This is a genomic window from Alcaligenes sp. MMA, assembly GCF_020907215.1.
Taxonomy (GTDB): Bacteria; Pseudomonadota; Gammaproteobacteria; order Burkholderiales; family Burkholderiaceae_B; genus Alcaligenes; species Alcaligenes aquatilis.
On sequence record NZ_JAJJPP010000001.1, the window covers coordinates 1,255,769 to 1,274,859 of the forward strand.

Below are 19,091 nucleotides of genomic sequence, written 5' to 3' on the forward strand. Positions count from 1 at the left end.
TCTCCTGAATAAAACCTACTGGGCTTCAGCCTGACGGCTGTTACCGACCAAAGTGTCATAACCAAAACGCCATTTTTCTTCGTTCTCGTCATTGACCCGCATTTGCTCCTCGCTCATGGGCTGGACATTGTTCTGCAGGCAAAACTGCTCAAATGCCGCCGGTGGCATGACCAGTTCCACAAACAGGTCCGGCTGACCAATAGCAAAATCAAATTCCACAAAGCGGGCATTGGCCGGACTGCGCACGCGTACGTACTTTGTCAAAGTGGGCAAGCTCGTGTCTGACATCGGTTCTCCTCCTGATCAAGCTGTTGCATGAGTGTCCACAGCCTGTTCATAGCAAACTGCGTGCCAACTTTATGTTTGAAGGATTTAACCCTTTAGGATTAAAGAGATAGAGGGGGTGGCAGTCAGATACCCTGTGCTGCTGAGCGGCTGGCTCAACAGAAAATTGATCATTTGATCAAGTGCTTAGCGCCGTTTTCATCAAATGCTGAGTTAGGGTAAAGCCCTAGAAAAAACCGTTTTATCCGTCCTCTGGACACTATTCTGTTTTCCTTGAGTCACCAGAAAGACAGGCGGCATACTGATTTTTAAAACACCCAAAACCACAATAAGAAACAACAGATGGAGACAGCCATGGGGGCTACGGAACTCACACTGCCATTAAGTCAGGACCTGATCGACGCCATTCGCTTTGATGCCCGTGAAGGAAAAATATGGTTTGGCGAGCAGCGCATGCTTTTGCTGCATGCCAGCGGTTTTGGCCAGCTACGCAAGGAGCTGATTGCCTCTTTGGGCAGCGAGCGCGCCAAATACTTTCTGATGCGCTTTGGCTACCACGCCGGCATGAAAGATGCTGAAGTGTCCCAAAAAGTGCGCCCGGACCTCTCATTGAAAGAGACCTTTCTGGCCGGCCCACAAATGCACACCATTCGCGGCATGGTCAAAGTGGTGCCTACTTCTCTGACTTTTGATCGCGATGCCGGCCAGTACTACGGCGAATTTGACTGGTTTGATTCCTACGAAGTCAGCAATCACCAGAAAGAGCACGGCCAATCCAGCGAGCCGGTCTGTTGGAGCTTGCTTGGGTATGCCAGTGGCTACACCAGCTTCTATATGGGCAAGAGCATCATCTACAAAGAAACCCAATGCGGCGCCATGGGCCACAGTCACTGCAAGATCGTGGGTAAGCCTGCCGAAGAATGGGAAGCGGATGATCCCGAGATCGACCGCTTCATGCTGCCTGACCCGGTTCAGGACGAACTGTTTGCCTTGCGATGTGAGCTGGTGAAGTTGCGCGAACAGGAGTTCAAACACTCCAGCGCCAACTTCACCTTGCCCAACTCCATTGGCCAGTCCGCCGCCTACCAGGCCGCCTGTCATCTGCTGGAAAAGGCGGCACAAAGCAAAGTCTCCGTGCTGCTGCTGGGGGAAACCGGCGTCGGGAAAGAAGCCTTCGCGCGCGGCCTGCACGCCGCCAGCGATCGGGCAGATCAGCCCTTTATTGCAGTGAACTGTGCGTCCATTCCCCCGGAGCTGATTGAGTCAGAACTATTTGGTGTCGAGAAAGGTGCTTATACCGGCGCGCATAAATCCCGCCCCGGTCGCTTTGAGCGTGCCCAGAGCGGCACCATCTTTCTGGATGAAATCGTGGAGCTATCGCCCCGGTCCCAGGCCGCCCTGCTCCGTGTCTTGCAGGAACAGGAGCTGGAGCGCGTCGGTGATGAAAACATCCGCCATATCGATGTACGCGTCGTGGCCGCCACCAACGAAGATCTGGCCGAGGCCGTACAAAAAGGCACTTTCCGTGCCGACCTGTACTATCGCCTGAATGTCTTTCCCATCCACATCCCGCCGCTGCGTGAGCGCAAGGAAGACATTCCGTTACTGACCGAGTATTTTCTGAACAAGTACTCCAGTCTGTACAAAAAGCACGTGCTGGGGGTGAGCGACCGCAGCCGGGAATTGTTGATGCAGTACGACTGGCCAGGCAATATCCGCGAGTTCGAGAACATGATCGAGCGCGGTGTCATCCTGACCGAACACAATCATGAAATCGAAACCCACCACCTGTTTCCGCAACAGAAAAGTGCCTTACAGTATCTGAGCAGTTTGAACACGCAAGGCTTTATGGCCAAAGAGCCCTGTTTCAGCGCGCACCAGACGCAATATCTGGAGGATCTGTTGGAAACGCCCTTCAATCTGGATGATCTGGAAGAGCAAATCATCCAGCTAACCCTGAAAAAGACGAACGGGAATATTTCAGAAGCGGCGCGCAGGCTGGGGCTGACTAGGCCTGCTTTGGCATATCGGCTGAAAAAGGTGGCGATGCCAGCGTAAACAGCACCAGCGCCTTGCCCTGCCAGGCGCTCACCTTAACCAAATATATGCTGCCCTTGTAGCAGCCTTGCTCCTATGCCTGCGGCACCCAAGGCAAGCAAACCGATCAAAACGGCGTAAAGCGCCGTTAGATACCAGCCCAGTCGTTTACCAATACCTTGATTTGCCATCGGTAAGCCGCAACAAACACGGTCATAAGTGCGGCTCATGGCGAAAATCAAGCAGGAAAAACACAGACCCAAGGCGGCAAATACATAATTGATCAGCGCGAATTGACGCTGCGGGTTAGCAAACCCATCCACTAAAAACACCAAAGCCAGGAGCAAGGCTAACAAAGACAGCCCTAGTCCTGACACGGTGGCAGCACAATGGAAAAATACTTGTCTTTGACGTTCCACGATTTATCCCAACAAGCTGGCAGCGCCATCGCCAAACACGGCGCGTCAAGAGCCCATGCACACAGAAGCGGCAAGCACCTTGACCTCGCTATAGCGACCCTGACTTGTCTTGACCATGACGCATGTCTGGGTGGCACGATTCCACCAGGTCGTACTTAAACCTTTTGTTTTTACTGCGACATACCCTTCTCTTTGCAGCCTCATTTCTCCCCCCGCCGCACGGGCATCCTGAAGGCTGAGCGGGTCAAACTCCGACGTGTGGCTCTGCCCAGACTGCACGGCCTGCACCTGAATGACCGAACCGTCTTGGCTAATGAGCGCCTCGTGGCTGTGAATCACGCTATCTTTGCCGATCACCACCACATTGCCCGAGGCTTTCAGCGAATTCGCCCCCAGCATTTCAATGCTGTCTGCCTGCACATGGACCCGCCCTAAACGGGCATTTTCTTGTCCGTTGGCAGCGAGAGCCGATGCAGACACCCACAGCAGGCCCACGGTCAGCGATATACGTAACATCGTCATTATTTTCCTTTCGTATTTTTCATACAAACGTTAAGAGTCCATTAACTCGACAAGGTTCCTTGATCCGAGTCATTGCCTGGCTTGTCGGTCTCAATAGAACCCACATCAGCGGCACAACACTGGCCTGATTTCTTCTACCCACTACAATGGAGGCTTATCAAGGAGTCTTATGTTGGAATTTCAGCCCCGTGAACGGGCGTATTTATCTGGTATCCGTGCCCTGTCTCAAGATCAGGACGACAATGAAGTGTTTGTGGGTATGACCGTAGCCGAGTCCATTTGGTACGCAAACTACGTAGCGCAGTCATACAAAGGGGATGTAGCGCGAGGCGATGAGGCCGAAGCACATTACCTGGCCCTGCATGATCAGCACGAACAGGCACGCCGTGCCGTACTGGCATCAGAGTCTGTGCTGCAATCGTTCGACACAGCCGCTCAGTCATCCTGAGCACATCGCGACACTCTCCAGGCCGGGCAAGCATGTCATTAGCCCTGTTTCATCAAGCCTGGTTTGCTCGCCCATAAAAAAGCCCGCCCATTTTCAACAGGCGGGCTTTTTTTATGAAGACGGGCCCCAGCCTCTGCTGCGCTTGGCTTGGCTTGGCTTGGCTTGGCTTGGCTTGGCTTGGCTTGGCTTGGCAATCATCAAACTAGCTGCCGTGCAAAGGTACAAGCTACAGACGCAGCTCCTTGGACAAAAAGGTTTGCACTCGCTGTGGCCGGCCCTCCAGATCACCAAAGAATACATCCGTGGGTACGTCCTCCAGAATCTGGCCCTGATCCATGAAAACCATCCGGTCCGCCACTTTGCGGGCAAAGCCCATTTCATGGGTGACGCACATCATGGTCATACCCTCTTGCGCCAAGCTGACCATCACATCCAGCACCTCGTTGACCATTTCCGGGTCCAAAGCCGAGGTAGGCTCGTCAAACAACATGCAGAACGGGTCCATACACAAGGCCCGTGCAATGGCGACACGTTGTTGCTGCCCACCCGACAAACTGGCCGGATAGCGATCCGCCATCGCCTTCAGGCCCACCCGATCCAGGTACAGCAAGGCCCGTTCGGACGCTTCATCACGACCCCTGCCCAGCACTTTACGTTGTGCCAAGGTCAGATTGGCCAAGACATTCAAATGCGGAAACAGCTCGAAGTTCTGAAACACCATCCCAACCCGGCTGCGCAGTTCCGGCAGATTCGTCGCAGGATCGCCGACGGAAACGCCGTCCACCAGAATCGTGCCTTGCTGGAACGGTTCCAGACCATTGACGGTTTTCAACAAGGTGGACTTGCCCGAGCCCGAAGGCCCGCACACCACCACCACTTCCTGACGGTCCACCTGGGCCGTACAGTCCTTGAGCACCTGAAACGTGCCATACCACTTGGAAACACTATCGATACGGATCATTTGCCATCCAGTCGCAGATGTTTGTCATAACGTCGGGCCACCCGATTCGCAAGCAACTCCAGCGTTGCGCAAATCACGTAGTACATCAGCCCGACAAACAAGAAGATTTCAGTGGGGTGAACCATGACCCGATTGCTGACCTGAGTGGCAACAAAAGACAATTCCGCCACGCCAATGACATAAGCCAGCGAGGTGTCCTTGATCAAGGCAACCCACTGATTAATAAAAGAAGGCAGCATCACCGGCAAGGCTTGCGGCAGAATGATGGACTTCATGATTTGAGCGGTTTTCAGACCCAGGGCCTTGCCCGCTTGCCATTGCCCTGCTGGCAAGCTGCTGATGCCCGCTGATACCGAATGCGCCAGATAGGCGCCACCAATCAAAGACAAGGCGCAGACCACGGTAAACAGGCCCGGCACATCCACCTTGAACAGAATGGGCAGCAGAAAGTACACCCAGAAAATCAGCATGATCACAGGGATGGCACGGAAAAAGCCCAGAAACAGCAGCAAGGTGGTATGCGCCACACCGCGCGTCAACACCAGGGCCACCCCAAAGACCAGCCCCAAAATAGCCGACAGACTTGCCGAGAGCACGCTTAACAAGAGCGTCAGCGCCGCCCCACCTAAAGGGCCATGCGGATACGCCCCCACCAGGAAATACAGCAGGTTGTCATGAATTACATCGACGTTCATGACAGCCCACCTCGCACTTGCAGGCGATGGCGTTGCAAGCACTGCCCTCCCACCTCCACCAGCATGACCAACAAAACATACAGCAGCGTGGCAATCCCAAAGGACTGGAAGGTCTTGAAGGTTTCCGTTTCCACCTGACGGGAGGCATAAGAGAGCTCGGCCAAGCCAATGGCCATGGTCAGCGAGGTGTTCTTGATGACATTCATGTACTGCCCGATCAGCGAGGGAAAGGTATTGCGCAAAGCCTGCGGCATCACCACATAGCGCCAGACCTGCATGGACGACATACCCAAAGAAGCGGCAGCGGCCCATTGGCCTTTGCGCACTGCCCGCACGCCGGAGCGGAACTCTTCAGCCACAAAAGCCGTGGTGTAGATCGTCAAACCCACAAAAGCGGCCAGCATCTCGAAACTGGGCCACTGCACATCGAACAAGACCAGTTGCAAGATATGCTGAGTGTTCAACCATTGCACCAGCTCCGGCGGCATCAAGGCCGAGGCTCCGAAATACCAGAAGAACAATTGCACTAACAAGGGCGTATTACGGAACAGACTCAGATAAGCGCGCACCGGCCAGGCCAAGCAGGCAAAGGGCGACAGTCTGGCAATACACACCAGAAAGCCCAAAACAGTTGCAGCGAAAGAGACAACTAAAGAGAGCTGGATCGTGACCCAGAACCCTTGAAGCAACCAGCCCACATAGTGGGGTGCCAGCCAGAAATCAGAAGACGGCATAGCAAACACCAAAAAGCAGGATCAAGCGATCCCGCTGTTAAAAACACAAACAGGAAAAGGCCAGCCTGAACAGTCAAGGCTGGCCTGCAAGCACGTGATGACTTACTGTTGCTGACCGATGCGGTACAAGCGATCTAGCGGGGTCTTGGATTGCGGGCCAAACCAGACGTCATAAATGGCTTGTGCCTTGCCCTGGGTTTCCAGCTCCAGCAAAGTTTCATCCACAAAGGATTTCAGTGCTGTCTCGCCTTTGGGGATACCAATGCCGATCAAGTCCTCGGAAATGCTGAAGGCCGGGATTTCATAGTTTTCCTTGTCCGGCACATTGGCCAGAAGACCGATCAGCTTGGGGCCATCCTGAGTAATGGCTTGCACATTGCCATTACGCAAAGCGGTAAAGGCGAAGGGCGTATCGTCATAGGCAACCAGCTTGGCCTGGGGGTATTTTTCACGCAGGACGATCTCATTGACCGTACCTTTATCCACGCCAATACGCAGCGAGTTCAACTGCTCGGGAGAGGACAAGACGCCTTTCTTGGCCAGGAACTGCTGGCCTGATGCAAAGTACGGAATGCTGAAATCAACTTGCTTGGCGCGCTCTTCCGTGATGGTGAAGTTGGCCAGAACCAGGTCCACTTTATTGGACGTCAGCAGCGGCACACGATTGGCCGGGTTGGTCGGTAAGACCTCCAGCTTCACACCCAGTTTATCGGCCAGAGCCTGGGCAAAATCCACATCCAGACCGGTGATCTGACGGGACTTCTGATCTACAAAACCAAACGGTGGGTTACTGTCAAAAGACGCTACTTTCAAGACACCCGTTTTCTTGATGTCATCCAGACGATCAGCCTGGGCCACGCCAGCCACCAACGCCAGGGTAAGGGTTGCGGCAATGCTTAAAAACGACTTCATGATAAACACATTCCGATAAAAAAATGGCACGTCCGATACATACCGTCGTGCCATTCGACCACAGCCACAAGCTATTCAAAACGATCTAATTTCCCCATGCTTATTACTAAAAACCCTAAGGAGATGCTCTGATTTATGCAGGTGTTGATCGAGCCATTACCGAATGCGCGCTACTTGTTGGTCGGTACTACCTTTTGCACTGCGAAGCCTTGCGCGGCTGCGTAATCCAGCAATTCGTTCACGACCTGTGGATCAGCCTGTTTTTCCCTGGATAACACCCAGAGATATTTCCTGTCCGGTGTCCCGACTAAAGAATATTGATAGTCCCCTTCCAGCTTCATGATCCAATAGTCGCCCCACACCATGGGGAACCAGGATAGCCATTTCGGCGCAAAGCGCACTTCCAATATCGCCGGATCAGCCGGCTCCACACTACGGGACAAACGCCCCTGCCCGATAGCTTCCTTCACTTCACCGTCCTTAGCCTGACAACGATTGGTGACCGTAATCGTCTTATCGGCTGCCATCACGTAATTAGCTTGCACATCACCGATGCACTCACGCTGAAAACTATTGGGCAAACGCGCCTGCTCGAACCAGGTACCCATGTATTTGTTCAGATCCACATTTTCCTGAGTTGCCAGATCAGCTTGAGAAGAGGCGCAAGCGAGCAATAGTGCAGGCAGCGATAAAATAAGCATTCTTTTCATCATGGAGCACTCCTTATGCGTGGACCAGGATCGTGTTCCTGGAAGCATTCTTTAATAGCCATGGCAATGCAGGTTTGGCCAGATAAAACACCAGACTTGCACCAGCCAGCCCGATTATCAAGAAAACAACTTGATCACGTCTTCGCCCGTCATCTCCCGCGTTTTATTAGCAAATGCGTAGTTACCAGGTTTGTCATCAATAAAGACCTGCAGCTCAAACGGCCAGCTCCCACTATCCTTGAACAGACCAGCAGAGATGGCATGAAAGCCCCCTGCTTTGAGCTTGTAAAACAAATGGGTACCGCACACATCACAAAAACTGCGCTCCGCCCACTCTGAGGAGGCATAGGAACGCACGTGCTCCTCACCTTCGACCACGGGGGTTCCATGGGACTCCAGCGACAGGAACGGACCACCGGACCAATGGCGACAGATACCACAATGGCACGCACTGACCGAAGGCTTGTCTTGCTGAACACGAATTGAAACGGCACCGCACAGGCATTTGCCGTGAATCATGGATTTGTCGTTTTCCATATGCGCCTCTTTTAGGTAGGTAGACACGTCATTCTAGTGGCTGAATCAGCCAATTACGGCAAGCCGATGTAAGACGTGTCCAAACCAGTGAAATCGCTCCATTTCCAGCTCAACCCTTGTCTTCCGACATAAAGCCCCAAGATACGACCCCGGTGCGTGAACACACCACCTCAACTGACTTTTTATGTGTTTATGAAGATGACTAAAAGCGCCCTTAATCCCCCCACTGTATTCAATTCTTTGCAATACGGTTTCAGCCAAGGTCTGGTTGTTACCGGCCAACGCCGTGTCATGTTGTCCGGACAAGTGGGTGTCGACGCCCAAGAGCAAACCGTCAGCGGTGGTATGCGCGAACAAACCGAAGCGGCACTGGACAATATAGAACGGGTTCTGGCCGAAGCAGGCGGCACAATCGACCAAGTCATTATGTTGCGAATTTTCATTCGGGAAGATGCCAGCTCGCCCCAAGAGCAAGATGCTATTGCAGCCGCATTGCTCAAACGCTTCCCGGTCAATCCCCCTCCTTCATCCTGGATTCTGATTCATGGTCTGGCCCGGTCGGAATGGTTGATCGAGATTGAAGCAGAAGCCATGCTGGATTAAGCCCAGGCTTTTTTGCACAACCTTGCCCGGCTCGCCTGGTCTGAGCCGGGCCACGGCAAGCAAGCCAACGCCAACCACATTCGCATACGTCGCGCGGCATGGGCGTGCCTTATGCCATCCATCACATCCCTTACACACTAAACACTGAATCTCTTAACAAGAGACATTTAGACACATTGCTAAAACAGCGTTGCCCAAAAGAGCACAAACGGCGCAGCTATACTAAGCGACCGATTGTTTAACCTACAGGGGAAGTTCGTTTTGCATACCGTCATTAAAATCGCCGCCATGAGCAGTGTTATTGTTTTGCTGGCCGCCTGCGGCAGTGCCAAAGATGCCAATAAAAGCAATTTCAGCACGGCGATTCAAACGTATTTGGATACTCAAAAAGGGCTATGTGCTGCCATTCCGGCAAAGGGTTCGCCATTTACGCTATCCAATCGCGACACGATAGGCAGCAGTAAAAAACGGGCAGACGCCTTGGTGGAAGCCGGCTTACTGAGCAAGCGCGATACGGAAGTCAAAGCGATGTTCGGTGACAAGATGGAACCGGGCTCCGAGTATCAACTTACTGAAGTCGGCCAAAAATTCCTGGTTCCTAACGGGGCCAACACAATGGGCGGGCACGATGCCTTTTGCACAGGCAAATTTACCGTTGTGGCTGTAGACAACTTTACTGAGCCCAGCGACATGATGGGTGTCAAAGTCTCGCAGGTAAATTACCGCTTCAAACTGGAAGATGCAGAAGACTGGGCCCGATCCGAGGCGATCGGCGCCAATTACAGAAACTTTGCGGAGCGGGCAAAAGCCGAGGAAATCTCGGGCAAAGCCGCCCTGATTCTGACGAACGACGGCTGGATGCACGAGCGTTTGTTCAAACGCGGCTAAACCTTCGAGGTTAATGACAGCACAAGCCCCTACTTTTGGGGCTCGCGCTGTCACCTCATGCGCTGTCAAGCCGCCTGACTGCGGCAGGCAGGATTTATAGCCCCCAGTGCGCCAGGTCCGGATGACGAGAAAGTCGGCCAAGCGCCTGTTCAACAAGGTGCGCACAATCGAGCAAGGCTGCATCATGCCCTCGCGGGGTCATTAATTGAATGCCTGTGGGCAAGCCCTGCTCATCCAACCCGGTAGGCAGAGAAATGGCCGCCGCTCCCAGGAAATTGCCAGGACGCAGTAACTTACCCAATCCGGCATGCCGTACATCCTCGGGGTCCAACGCTTGGGCCACCTGATCGCAGGCGGGCATCAACAAGGCAGCCGAACCTTGCATCGCCTGTGCAAAAACCTGCATATCAGTCCTGCGTCTTTGCAAAGCGGCTTCATAAGATGCGCTATCAATCATCCCACCTGCCAAAATACGGTCCCGCACCACCGACCACAAGGCTTGCCGAGAATCAGCAGCGAGCTCGCCGTAATAACGATAGGCTTCATACGCGAGCACCGTTGAATTATCCTCTGCCATCCGAGCAAAAGATAAAGCAGGGGGTGGCGTCCACGTCTGCACTTCCAGGCCCGCCGCTTGCAGACGATCCAGCGTGCCCTGCCAATTCAATTGTGTCGCGCTGTCCAAGGTTGCGGGCCAGGCCTGGGCATCGAGCACAGCGATGGGGCTGTGTATCGGTGCCGCAGGTGCTCGCAGGGCAGCCACACAAGCGGCGGGCAAAACCAAAGTCGATGGGTCGGCAATGTCCGGCCCCGCCAATACCGCCGCCAGTTGGCGGGCATCGGCCACACTGCGGGCAATCGGCCCCAGCACATCCAGGGTCTCAGACAAGGGCAAGCTGCCTGCGCCACTGATCATTCCGCTCGAGGGCTTATAACCGACAAGGCCGTTCAGTGTGGCTGGCGCACGCACTGAGCCACCGGTATCCCCGCCCAGGGCGATGGGCACCAAACCGGCCGCTACCGCCACCCCACTCCCGCTGGACGAGCCACCCGGAGCGCGGGCTACCGCAGCATCCCACGGATTGCGTGCCGTACCCTGAGTCAGGTTTTGTCCGGACAAGCCGAAGGCGAACTCGGTCATTTTGGTTTTGCCCAGCACCACCATGCCTTGCGCCATCAGCGAACGCAGTACAGTCGCCGTCTCCGTGCTGATCTTGCCGACACGGCTTTGAGAGCCCAGGGTCGCCTCGGTTCCTTCCCATTGAACACTGTCTTTGACCGCAACGGGCACGCCATGAAAAGGCCCCAGCACGATGCCAGCAGCCAGTAGACGGTCAGCCGCGTCTGCTTGAGCCAAGGCCCGCTCGGCCGTGATCACACTAAAGGCATTAAGTCCGGCAGCACGCTCGATACGGTCCAGAAAATAAGTGGCAACTTGCCGGGCACTTAATCGGCCCTGTCGAATCTCGAGACCGATCTGAAGAGCATCTCGAAAATGAAGGACGACATCTTGTTTCAACATGGAGCTTCCTGAAAATCACACAGCCCGCCAAGCGGGCTGTACATGCCCGGCCTGACGCCGGGCGAAACGGGCGCGATCAGCGCAGTTTTTTTCCAACTGTCTCGGGCATACGGATGAACGTGATCAAGGTAATGACCGCACCAGCCAGCACATAGTAAAAGAACCAGCGTTCCAAGCCATTGCTTTGCAACCAGGTCAGCAAATAAGGAGTGGTCCCCCCCAGCAACGCCACCATCAGGTTATAGGGCGCCCCGATACCAACCGCACGTACGCTGGTTGGAAACTGCTCAGACATAATGGCAGGGCCAATCGAGGTATACATGGCGTACAGCACCAAGCCAAACAGCTCTACCGTCAGGATGGAACCGAAAGACGGCCCCAATGTGCTCATGAGCGGATAAAAGAAGAACAAATACCCGGCGGCAAACACGATCAACTGCGGTTTGCGTCCGATACGATCGGACAAAGCGCCAAACAAGGGCTGCACCACCATGAACACAATCAACGCCACCGTATTGGCGGCAAAGGCCACCTTGGGATCGGCCTGCACATGGCGGATGGCGTAGGTCGGCACGTAAGCGACAAAGATATAGAACGCGAAGGTTGTCAGAATGGAAAAACCGATAATGCGCAGCACTTCCACAGGATACTCACGCAACAAGGTACGCAAAGGCTGCTTTTCTACACCCGCTTTTTTGCTTTCAGAAAAAGCCTCAGTCTCGGGAATCGAGCGCCGAATCCAAAGGCCAGCCACACCGCCCAATGCTCCCAGCAGAAACGGAATACGCCAGCCCCACTCGGCCATCTCCGCCCGGCTCAACCAGGTCGTGAGCACCCAGCCCACAGCCGAGGCCGCCAAAATACCGACTGCCGCACTGAAGAACACGAAACTGGAATAAAAACCGCGCCGATGAGGGGGCGCCATCTCGGTCAAGAACGTGGTAGCCGAGGCATACTCCCCTCCCAGGGACAAGCCCTGCAGCAAGCGGGCCAGCGTCAACAAAAGAGGCGCCGCCAAACCTATTGCAGCATAGGTCGGGGTTACTGCGATAATAAGCGACCCTCCGGCCATCATCAGGATAGTCAGCCCTAAAGCGGCCTTGCGTCCGTAGCGATCGGAGAAAATGCCAAGCAACCAGCCACCGATGGGACGCATGAAAAAGCCCACTGCAAAAATGCCGAAGCTGGCCAGCAACGCCGTGGTCTCATTGCCGTCGGGAAAGAACTGGCTGGAGAAAAAGATAGCGAAGGAAGCGTAAATGGTCCAATCAAACCATTCAACTGCGTTGCCTACACTGCCAGCCACAATGGTACGAACGCGCGAGACCGGGGCAGGGTCGAGGCCAGGCGGGGCGCTCGGACGATGAGAGGGAGAGCTCATGAATTCCTCAATTTATTTATTTTTGGACAAAAAAATATTAAAAATTTTGTTTTTTAGCAATTGAAGAAGGTTAATTAGATGAATATGGTCACGTCAAGCAAGGGTAAACCCTTGCTGCCCACGCTCGATGACACCGATCTGGCCTGCTTGATTGCCTTGCAGGCAGATCCACGGGCCTCCTGGCGGGAGCTGGGCGCAGCCGCAGACATTGCCGAACGTACCGTGGGCAGGCGAATCAAACGTCTGTTGGAAACGGGTGCATTACGCGTGATTGCAGAAACCGACCCGCTGGCAACAGGCAAGGGGGTCGTACTGCATGCCTGGATACGTTGCCACGCCGGTCAGGTCCCTCACGTGGCTGACACACTGGCCCAAATGGAGAACTGCCAATTGGTTGTCACCTTGGCCGGCTCAGCAGACCTGATGGCTGAACTGACTCTGGCCGATGAAGCAGACATGCCCGAACTGGTGACCCGCATTCTGCCCTGCATGCCAGGAGTCGAGCACGTCGATGCACGCCTGGTCCTACGGTCTTTTCGCCGCGCAGGTCAATGGCGCATACAGGCCGACCCAGCCGGCATTACCGATACAAGCTCCACACACACCCCCCTTGCGCTCAACGAGGCTGAACAGCGAATCGCCAACTGGTTAAAAAGAGATGGACGGGCCAGCCTGGCCGAACTGGCGGAGCAGGCGGGCGTGAGCGAACCTACTGCCCAGCGACTGTTGCAGCATTTGGTGGAGCGCAAAGCGCTGTCGTTCAGGGTTGAAGTGGAGCCCGCTTTGGTGGGATTCCCAGTTGAAGCGGTGGTATCCGTGCAAGTACGCCCTCAAGCCGTCAATACCTTGGCGGCGCACTTGGCGCAAGATCCCAATACCCGTTGCCTGTTCGGTACCAGTGGCCCCTCACAGCTTTTCTGGCACATTTTGTGCCGAGATAGCCTGCAGCTCTGGGATGTGGTGACACGTCGGCTGGGGGAAATAGAAGGCGTACTCAACAGCAACGTTGCAATCGTCATGCAAGCTCATAAACGCTGCGGTATCGTGCGCGGCCAGGAGTCGGCACAGGAGGAATAGTCAGTTAAAAAAGGAGGACAGGCCGGCCTGCTCATCGCCACGCAGCATGGCTTATGCCGCCCAGCCGTGAGCATCTGCACTTGGCTTCATAGACATAAACTCTTGTCCGCGCCAGACCGGCCAGACCCGCCTGGATGACCAAGGCGGGAAACAGGCTTTTTACCTACTCCTCGACCACTGGAGCATCGGGTATCCCTTTCTTCACAGACTCAATGCTGTTTTGTGCGCTCTGCTTGCTGGTATAGCCTTCCGAACTGACACAAATAATATTTCCATTTGCCGCCTTGAATCGCCACCGCCATTCACCGCCTTTGTCTTTATAAAGCACAAATTTCATGATGCCCCCTCCCTGAAATAAGAACGCACGTCGCGCTGCTCCCATCCTAGAGCCGGGCGGGTTCAGCAGAAATTGGGGTTTACCTGACCGTCTCGGTACGCTAGGCCATGTACCTAGGCCCGGACTTGACACACACCAATGCGAAACCCTGATTTATCCACTACGCTTTCCCCTTACGGCGACAGTCTTACAATCTGCCTACCACCTATTTGGAGAGAAGAGAAAATCATGTATCACGGTGAACGATTCAACGCCTGGACACACCTGATCGGTGCTGTCCTGGCTGTGGGCGGCGTATCCTGGTTGCTTGTCATGGCCAGTTTGACTGGCGATCCCTGGCGCATCACCAGCACGGCCATCTATGGCGCCACGCTTATCCTGCTTTACCTGATCTCCACCCTGTACCACTGCTTCAAGGGACGAGCCAAAAACGTATTCCGGAAGATGGATCATTTTTCCATCTACTTGCTGATTGCTGGCAGCTATACGCCCTTTTGCCTAGTAACGCTGCGAGGGCCTTGGGGATGGAGTCTGTTTGGTGTGGTCTGGGGCTTGGCAGTCATTGGCATTGTTCAAGATATCCGCCCCCGTTCGCCCGCGCGCGTATTGTCGCTGGTGATTTATGCCGTTATGGGATGGATTGTATTATTGGCGTTAGGGCCGTTGGCTTCCAATTTGGGCTCGCAGGGCTTTTCCTGGTTGGCAGCAGGTGGCGCAATTTATACCGCTGGAATTGTTTTCTTTGTGTTTGACGAACGTTTTCGTCATTGGCACGGTATCTGGCATCTATTCGTGCTAGCTGGCAGCGCAGCGCATTTTTTTGCGATCTCCCAGTATGTCGTGACGTAAGGTGAAGTACAAAGATCGCTGAAACAATGGGGGACGGACTATCTGGATGAACAGCAGGAGAAAGCATCCCAAATAGCCATGCCCCGATTCATGCCCCCAAAATACCTTGGCGGGGCTTGGCGCAGCTTGGAACGCTGGGCAACAAAAAAGCCCCAAAGCATTGATCTTTGGGGCTTTTCTTGGCACAGCTTGGAGCTGTGTGTATGTATTCTGGTAGGCAGTACTGGAACGGGGGTGTTTTTCTAAGGTGTTGATATGCTTGGGATTCATCTTTCAAGGATGGGCTGCATACCCCCATCCATGCCCCCAAAAGTGAAAGTGCTTCTACAGGGAGCGGATGACTCCCCTACCGATTAAGCCCCGACACGTCACCGACAGCCCGCCTTAGAGCGGGCTTTTTTGCGTCCACGGCCTGTTACACCTGTCAAGTGGTTAAGTATTAAATTACTGTTTTTTTATACAAAAATTTAGTCAAGAGGCACCCTCCACTATCGCTCTGGTGTTCCCCAAGCTTGTATAAGTCTTTATATAGACACAAGCTCTTTGAAAGCCAGATATTCATCGGAAATCCAATTTAACTAACTACATCTATAACCACAACCACACTTGGACAATTTTCAATATTCCTACACTAGGAAAAATAAAATTAAGCGTTAGAATGCAAGTTTCACAAAACTCACTCCACTAAAAAATATTACATCAAGCTCTCCCAACTTAATATTTTTTATATTTTTAAGATTTCCTATTACTGAAATTTATGCAGCTATGATCACAAGCACAATTAGACACATTATAGCGATGCCCCCAGACATTGCCGAAGACCCAACACCATTCTTCCAAGGCTTCTCCAAAGCACTATTTCAAGACTACCAAGATATATTTAGAGTACTTATCGATTTTCCACACGACATCATGGATATTTTCTTAACGGGCTCTGACCTTATATTATCCAAGATGGTTGGGTCTAACCTAGACCTCCATATGATCCGGGTAGATCTCTTTGATGACATGCACATTGATCATAACTATCCTTTGACCGTCATCTGGAGCTCGACCAAATCCGTTGAGCTCGTAGAGAACCAGCTTAATCTCTTCACGGTACGTCCGCTCCATATCACCGTCGGATCTCAGCCAGGCGTTCTATCGCTTTCAGATCTGACGAGCGATGCAGCCAATCATTGGTTACTAGATCTCCTCTCCCGCGCATCTTCAATAAATTCGATGTACGCTGAATTCTATGCTTCAGTGTCCAAACAGCCTCCAACGCCGAGGGATGAAGGATCACTTGCGTTTGTCCCGGCCCTACACAACTGTACAATTCCCCTTCTCAAGACCCTTGAGCTCTATGGCTACCGCATTCGGAAAGGAAAGGGAATTGCGCCTGCGGCTGATAGCAACAAACATGTAGAGGGCATGCTGCAGCTCTCCAGAGTTATTGATGGGCTTCGCCACAGCCTTGGTACTCTACCACCTATGCGCAAAAATGACGCAATTCTATTTTGCCCATCAATATATACTTATTTATATCGGGCAAACAGCCAATTCTGGCAAAAGATATATCGTGAACTAGACCGTGATAGACGTGACTTTCTTAAAAAATCTTTAATACGTAACAAAGGTTATGGAAATTCATCACTACAAATAAATGAAAATGCTATTTTCAATCCTTATGAGGATGAGATATTAGGAACTTTACTGAAAATCCGTCAGTCAGAATTACATTTTTTCACTACAATCATAGCGCTAGCTGCCGCGAATCAGTTTGTGCCAGCCCTTCGGCTACCTAATTCAGTGATGCTGCATCATGACCAGCTAAGTGTAATCTACGGTCTCGTAAATTCTAATCACCGAGAACGCTCACTAGAGTTGAATCGTAAGATCGCGCACTATAGTCGAACAATTTATAAAGAGATTGGCGCCAAGTTAGTCAATGAAATATTTGGTGAACGTGAGAAACTATTGACCGTTTGCGACTTCCCGATTGAATGGCTATCTATAAATCTCATTCCAGTAATGTTCCGCCATGAAATCTCACGCGTCCCATCGACACCGGGCAATGTCACTACACAAACACTCTTATCAGGGCAACGACTACTAATACCATTTAGTGCTATGACTAAGGTTTTAGTAATTCGATCACTAGACCCGAATGACCATATATACGATATTCTATCAAGTTCCATAGATCATTTTAAGCAGTCTTCCGGCCTTGAAAATATCACCTTAAAACTCGTAGATGTGGCGTCAGAGGCCGAACTAATTGTTGCACTAAACAGTTTCGAAGGGGCAATAGTAATATTTGATTGTCACGGAAATCACGGTGGAGAAGAAAGCCATGCGTGGCTACATATTGGCCAAGAAAGAGTAGACGTTTGGCAGCTTGCCAATCGCGCTCGCGTACCTCCAATTGTTATCCTGTCCGCATGCAGCACTCATCCGTTGGACGGATCTCATGCCTCGGTAGCCAACGGTCTACTGCGTTCAGGAGCTCTAAGTGTTATTGGGACATTTGCACCAGTAGACGCAATTCATGCAGGTATTTTCACCGCTAGACTACTTTACCGTCTGTCTGCGTTCGTCCCCATAGCGACAAAACGTAGACCGCGCTCTTGGCGCGAGATAGTGACGGGCTTTTTACGCATGTCATATGTATCCGATGTTCTCAAAGATCTTAGAGATGAATTGAAAAAAATATCCGAAGAGGAACATAATAAAATACACTTTGAAGCGAATATTGCAATTAACTCTGACGATCCAGATTGGGCGGATAAATTTATCTCTAATGTGAAATCAATAACAAAAATGAATGAAGAAGAAACAAACCTCCTATGGATGCAACGTTATCAATTTGTTGAAACCATGCTCTTCAATCAGTTAGGTAGACCAGAAAACATAATCATCTACAATGACGATGTCGACATAAAAACCCCTATAAACAGTTAAGAAAAACAATCCCATTACAATATCAATAGAGTCTCATATTATCATTAATACCAACCTTAAGAACCATTGCTAAAAAAAATTATGAAATCTGAAGCAGATTTGATACTGAGCACTAGGATCTGCCTGGTCACCAATCGCCTAGCTGCTATTTAAATACCTATGTTTCCACATAACGTGGCAACAGAGCCGGTGGTACATAAATTAAGCTTAAAAATGCCTTTAAAAGTAGCATCCTAATTCGCCGCAGTGACTACCGCCCCTGAACGTCTACGTATGCAGCTTCGCACGCCAAACCCGCTACTCGGCGTCGGTCAGCCTCTACTGCGTAGACTCCCGCAGCCTCATCAAGCCCTCCAAGCAACTCGGCAAACATTCTGATGGCGGTGTCGGCTGCCAGCAACCGAGCAAGGCATCTCGCCTACTCCTCTGGCTACAATGGCCCATGCTCCAGTGACGAGCACTCCGAATTTGTCACTAGATTCTGCGAAAAGGGACGGCAATGAGGTTGACGACAAAAAAATCAAATGCAAGCGCGCCTTGGTTAATGAGGCACTCGGCGCTGTCCTATGCAAACCTATGGTTCATGACAGACCGCAAGATCATGAACGAGTTAAGAAAAAACGGCTCCCGGTCAATTGATGCCAGCGTCCTGGGAGATCTCGCGGCGAAGTACAGGGTAGCCCGCGGGTTCAAGATCGAAAAGAACAATCCGCAATCAAGTAGCCAACGATGGGAGACCGCGGCAGCGCGCGTAATGTGCGTCATTCAAGGCGCAGAGGACACCGCGAACAAGGTATGCACTCTCGCGAGAGAATTAGGCGAGGTGGCGCCGGTAAAGAGCGGTATTAATGCTAATCTTCTGTCGGCGGCCACGAAGTTCTTATGGTTTGCTGGCGACCACAAAGTACGAATACTGGACAAGAGAGCTGTTGATACACTTGCCCGTCTTAGAGGTGTTCGAGGCAAATTGGGTATCGACTACACGCAGTATGCTGCAGTCTGGGAAGATCAACTGGACACGCACAAGGATGCTCTGCAGGAAGCGCTTGCCGACCTACCTTGCCAGCTCACGTGGACATGCATCCCACCTGATGCGCATACCGAGGCAAAGGCAGTTTTCAAAGAACTTTGGTTCGCTGACCGAATTTTCGACCAGTATCTCTGGACACTCGGAGTTGGGGCAAATGGCGGGGCTACGCCATTTGTCTAGGTTGACGCGCAACAGCTAGAC

Annotated in this window: 21 protein-coding genes; 8 read left to right on the forward strand and 13 right to left on the reverse strand. The window is 52.4% G+C overall.

Going from position 1 to position 19,091, the window contains the following annotated elements:
* Positions 1-15: 15 nt before the first annotated feature.
* Positions 16-288, reverse strand: coding sequence for a phenol hydroxylase subunit (locus tag LNA76_RS05655; RefSeq protein ID WP_094196549.1), 273 nt, complete (start codon positions 286-288; stop codon positions 16-18).
* Positions 289-639: 351 nt separating this feature from the next.
* Between LNA76_RS05655 and LNA76_RS05660 the strand changes: the two genes are divergently transcribed.
* Positions 640-2,343, forward strand: a complete 1,704-nt coding sequence (locus LNA76_RS05660) for a sigma-54-dependent Fis family transcriptional regulator (protein WP_094196548.1) — start codon at positions 640-642, stop codon at positions 2,341-2,343.
* Positions 2,344-2,378: 35 nt separating this feature from the next.
* Here LNA76_RS05660 and LNA76_RS05665 read toward each other — a convergent pair whose 3' ends face one another.
* Together LNA76_RS05665 and LNA76_RS05670 are read right to left on the reverse strand one after the other, a co-directional pair.
* A complete protein-coding gene (locus LNA76_RS05665; protein WP_230018306.1) occupies positions 2,379-2,741 on the reverse strand; it encodes a hypothetical protein in 363 nt (120 codons plus the stop codon).
* A 45-nt stretch (positions 2,742-2,786) separates the two neighbouring features.
* Positions 2,787-3,257: a hypothetical protein gene (locus LNA76_RS05670; protein ID WP_230018308.1), complete on the reverse strand. Its 471-nt coding sequence runs from the start codon at positions 3,255-3,257 to the stop codon at positions 2,787-2,789.
* A 175-nt stretch (positions 3,258-3,432) separates the two neighbouring features.
* On the opposite strand from LNA76_RS05670, the gene LNA76_RS05675 reads away from it, so the two are divergent.
* Entirely contained in the window at positions 3,433-3,711 is a 279-nt protein-coding gene (locus LNA76_RS05675; RefSeq protein WP_094196545.1) for a hypothetical protein, read from the forward strand.
* Between the two features lie 226 nt (positions 3,712-3,937).
* Here LNA76_RS05675 and LNA76_RS05680 read toward each other — a convergent pair whose 3' ends face one another.
* The 6 genes from LNA76_RS05680 to LNA76_RS05705 all read right to left on the reverse strand — a co-directional run bounded on the left by LNA76_RS05680 (position 3,938) and on the right by LNA76_RS05705 (position 8,287).
* Positions 3,938-4,672, reverse strand: coding sequence for an amino acid ABC transporter ATP-binding protein (locus tag LNA76_RS05680; RefSeq protein WP_230018310.1), 735 nt, complete (start codon positions 4,670-4,672; stop codon positions 3,938-3,940).
* Positions 4,669-5,367: an amino acid ABC transporter permease gene (locus LNA76_RS05685; RefSeq protein ID WP_230018312.1), complete on the reverse strand. Its 699-nt coding sequence runs from the start codon at positions 5,365-5,367 to the stop codon at positions 4,669-4,671. Before LNA76_RS05685 ends, LNA76_RS05680 begins: the two co-directional genes overlap by 4 nt.
* Entirely contained in the window at positions 5,364-6,101 is a 738-nt protein-coding gene (locus LNA76_RS05690) for an amino acid ABC transporter permease (protein WP_230018313.1), read from the reverse strand. Before LNA76_RS05690 ends, LNA76_RS05685 begins: the two co-directional genes overlap by 4 nt.
* A 102-nt stretch (positions 6,102-6,203) precedes the next feature.
* Positions 6,204-7,013, reverse strand: coding sequence for an ABC transporter substrate-binding protein (locus LNA76_RS05695; protein WP_094196540.1), 810 nt, complete (start codon positions 7,011-7,013; stop codon positions 6,204-6,206).
* Between the two features lie 170 nt (positions 7,014-7,183).
* Positions 7,184-7,726 (reverse strand): lipocalin family protein, encoded by a 543-nt coding sequence (locus LNA76_RS05700; protein WP_230018314.1) that lies wholly within the window; start codon positions 7,724-7,726, stop codon positions 7,184-7,186.
* A gap of 114 nt (positions 7,727-7,840) precedes the next feature.
* On the reverse strand, positions 7,841-8,287 hold the full coding sequence (locus tag LNA76_RS05705) for a GFA family protein (RefSeq protein ID WP_230018315.1): 447 nt from the start codon (positions 8,285-8,287) through the stop codon (positions 7,841-7,843).
* 171 nt (positions 8,288-8,458) lie between these two features.
* Here LNA76_RS05705 and LNA76_RS05710 point away from each other — a divergent pair, with 171 nt between their 5' ends.
* Both LNA76_RS05710 and LNA76_RS05715 read left to right on the forward strand, forming a co-directional pair.
* Entirely contained in the window at positions 8,459-8,863 is a 405-nt protein-coding gene (locus LNA76_RS05710; protein ID WP_094196538.1) for a RidA family protein, read from the forward strand.
* Positions 8,864-9,124: 261 nt separating this feature from the next.
* The gene (locus LNA76_RS05715; RefSeq protein ID WP_230018316.1) at positions 9,125-9,751 is read left to right on the forward strand and encodes a hypothetical protein; all 627 of its coding nucleotides are present in this window, start codon (positions 9,125-9,127) and stop codon (positions 9,749-9,751) included.
* A 94-nt stretch (positions 9,752-9,845) separates the two neighbouring features.
* On the opposite strand, the gene LNA76_RS05720 is transcribed toward LNA76_RS05715, so the two are convergent.
* Positions 9,846-11,273, reverse strand: a complete 1,428-nt coding sequence (locus LNA76_RS05720) for an amidase (RefSeq protein WP_230018317.1) — start codon at positions 11,271-11,273, stop codon at positions 9,846-9,848.
* Positions 11,274-11,349: 76 nt separating this feature from the next.
* Positions 11,350-12,654: an MFS transporter gene (locus LNA76_RS05725; protein ID WP_094196535.1), complete on the reverse strand. Its 1,305-nt coding sequence runs from the start codon at positions 12,652-12,654 to the stop codon at positions 11,350-11,352.
* Between the two features lie 78 nt (positions 12,655-12,732).
* On the opposite strand from LNA76_RS05725, the gene LNA76_RS05730 reads away from it, so the two are divergent.
* Complete coding sequence (locus LNA76_RS05730; RefSeq protein WP_230018318.1) at positions 12,733-13,731, forward strand: Lrp/AsnC family transcriptional regulator; 999 nt, start codon at positions 12,733-12,735, stop codon at positions 13,729-13,731.
* Positions 13,732-13,894: 163 nt separating this feature from the next.
* Here LNA76_RS05730 and LNA76_RS05735 read toward each other — a convergent pair whose 3' ends face one another.
* Positions 13,895-14,068, reverse strand: coding sequence for a YegP family protein (locus LNA76_RS05735; protein ID WP_003800466.1), 174 nt, complete (start codon positions 14,066-14,068; stop codon positions 13,895-13,897).
* Positions 14,069-14,296: 228 nt separating this feature from the next.
* On the opposite strand from LNA76_RS05735, the gene trhA reads away from it, so the two are divergent.
* Both trhA and LNA76_RS05745 read left to right on the forward strand, forming a co-directional pair.
* On the forward strand, positions 14,297-14,917 hold the full coding sequence (gene trhA, locus LNA76_RS05740) for a PAQR family membrane homeostasis protein TrhA (protein ID WP_230018319.1): 621 nt from the start codon (positions 14,297-14,299) through the stop codon (positions 14,915-14,917).
* A 765-nt stretch (positions 14,918-15,682) separates the two neighbouring features.
* Entirely contained in the window at positions 15,683-17,860 is a 2,178-nt protein-coding gene (locus tag LNA76_RS05745; RefSeq protein WP_230018321.1) for a CHAT domain-containing protein, read from the forward strand.
* Positions 17,861-18,110: 250 nt separating this feature from the next.
* On the opposite strand, the gene LNA76_RS18035 is transcribed toward LNA76_RS05745, so the two are convergent.
* Positions 18,111-18,260, reverse strand: a complete 150-nt coding sequence (locus LNA76_RS18035) for a DUF2514 family protein (RefSeq protein WP_442778978.1) — start codon at positions 18,258-18,260, stop codon at positions 18,111-18,113.
* Positions 18,261-18,443: 183 nt separating this feature from the next.
* Here LNA76_RS18035 and LNA76_RS05750 point away from each other — a divergent pair, with 183 nt between their 5' ends.
* A complete protein-coding gene (locus LNA76_RS05750; RefSeq protein ID WP_230018323.1) occupies positions 18,444-19,070 on the forward strand; it encodes a hypothetical protein in 627 nt (208 codons plus the stop codon).
* The last annotated feature ends 21 nt before the right edge of the window (positions 19,071-19,091 follow it).

Bases quoted from the DNA above. Each gene is read 5' to 3' on its own strand.
- LNA76_RS05710 (WP_094196538.1), top strand. From the start codon at position 8,459: ATGACTAAAAGCGCCCTTAATCCCCCCACTGTATTCAATTCTTTGCAA.
- LNA76_RS05720 (WP_230018317.1), bottom strand. From the start codon at position 11,273: ATGTTGAAACAAGATGTCGTCCTTCATTTTCGAGATGCTCTTCAGATC.
- LNA76_RS05685 (WP_230018312.1), bottom strand. From the start codon at position 5,367: ATGAACGTCGATGTAATTCATGACAACCTGCTGTATTTCCTGGTGGGG.
- LNA76_RS05675 (WP_094196545.1), top strand. From the start codon at position 3,433: ATGTTGGAATTTCAGCCCCGTGAACGGGCGTATTTATCTGGTATCCGT.
- LNA76_RS05700 (WP_230018314.1), bottom strand. From the start codon at position 7,726: ATGATGAAAAGAATGCTTATTTTATCGCTGCCTGCACTATTGCTCGCT.
- LNA76_RS05695 (WP_094196540.1), bottom strand. From the start codon at position 7,013: ATGAAGTCGTTTTTAAGCATTGCCGCAACCCTTACCCTGGCGTTGGTG.
- LNA76_RS05655 (WP_094196549.1), bottom strand. From the start codon at position 288: ATGTCAGACACGAGCTTGCCCACTTTGACAAAGTACGTACGCGTGCGC.
- LNA76_RS05690 (WP_230018313.1), bottom strand. From the start codon at position 6,101: ATGCCGTCTTCTGATTTCTGGCTGGCACCCCACTATGTGGGCTGGTTG.
- LNA76_RS05725 (WP_094196535.1), bottom strand. From the start codon at position 12,654: ATGAGCTCTCCCTCTCATCGTCCGAGCGCCCCGCCTGGCCTCGACCCT.
- LNA76_RS05670 (WP_230018308.1), bottom strand. From the start codon at position 3,257: ATGTTACGTATATCGCTGACCGTGGGCCTGCTGTGGGTGTCTGCATCG.
- LNA76_RS05745 (WP_230018321.1), top strand. From the start codon at position 15,683: ATGATCACAAGCACAATTAGACACATTATAGCGATGCCCCCAGACATT.
- LNA76_RS05750 (WP_230018323.1), top strand. From the start codon at position 18,444: ATGACAGACCGCAAGATCATGAACGAGTTAAGAAAAAACGGCTCCCGG.
- LNA76_RS05735 (WP_003800466.1), bottom strand. From the start codon at position 14,068: ATGAAATTTGTGCTTTATAAAGACAAAGGCGGTGAATGGCGGTGGCGA.
- LNA76_RS05680 (WP_230018310.1), bottom strand. From the start codon at position 4,672: ATGATCCGTATCGATAGTGTTTCCAAGTGGTATGGCACGTTTCAGGTG.
- trhA (WP_230018319.1), top strand. From the start codon at position 14,297: ATGTATCACGGTGAACGATTCAACGCCTGGACACACCTGATCGGTGCT.
- LNA76_RS05730 (WP_230018318.1), top strand. From the start codon at position 12,733: ATGAATATGGTCACGTCAAGCAAGGGTAAACCCTTGCTGCCCACGCTC.
- LNA76_RS05660 (WP_094196548.1), top strand. From the start codon at position 640: ATGGGGGCTACGGAACTCACACTGCCATTAAGTCAGGACCTGATCGAC.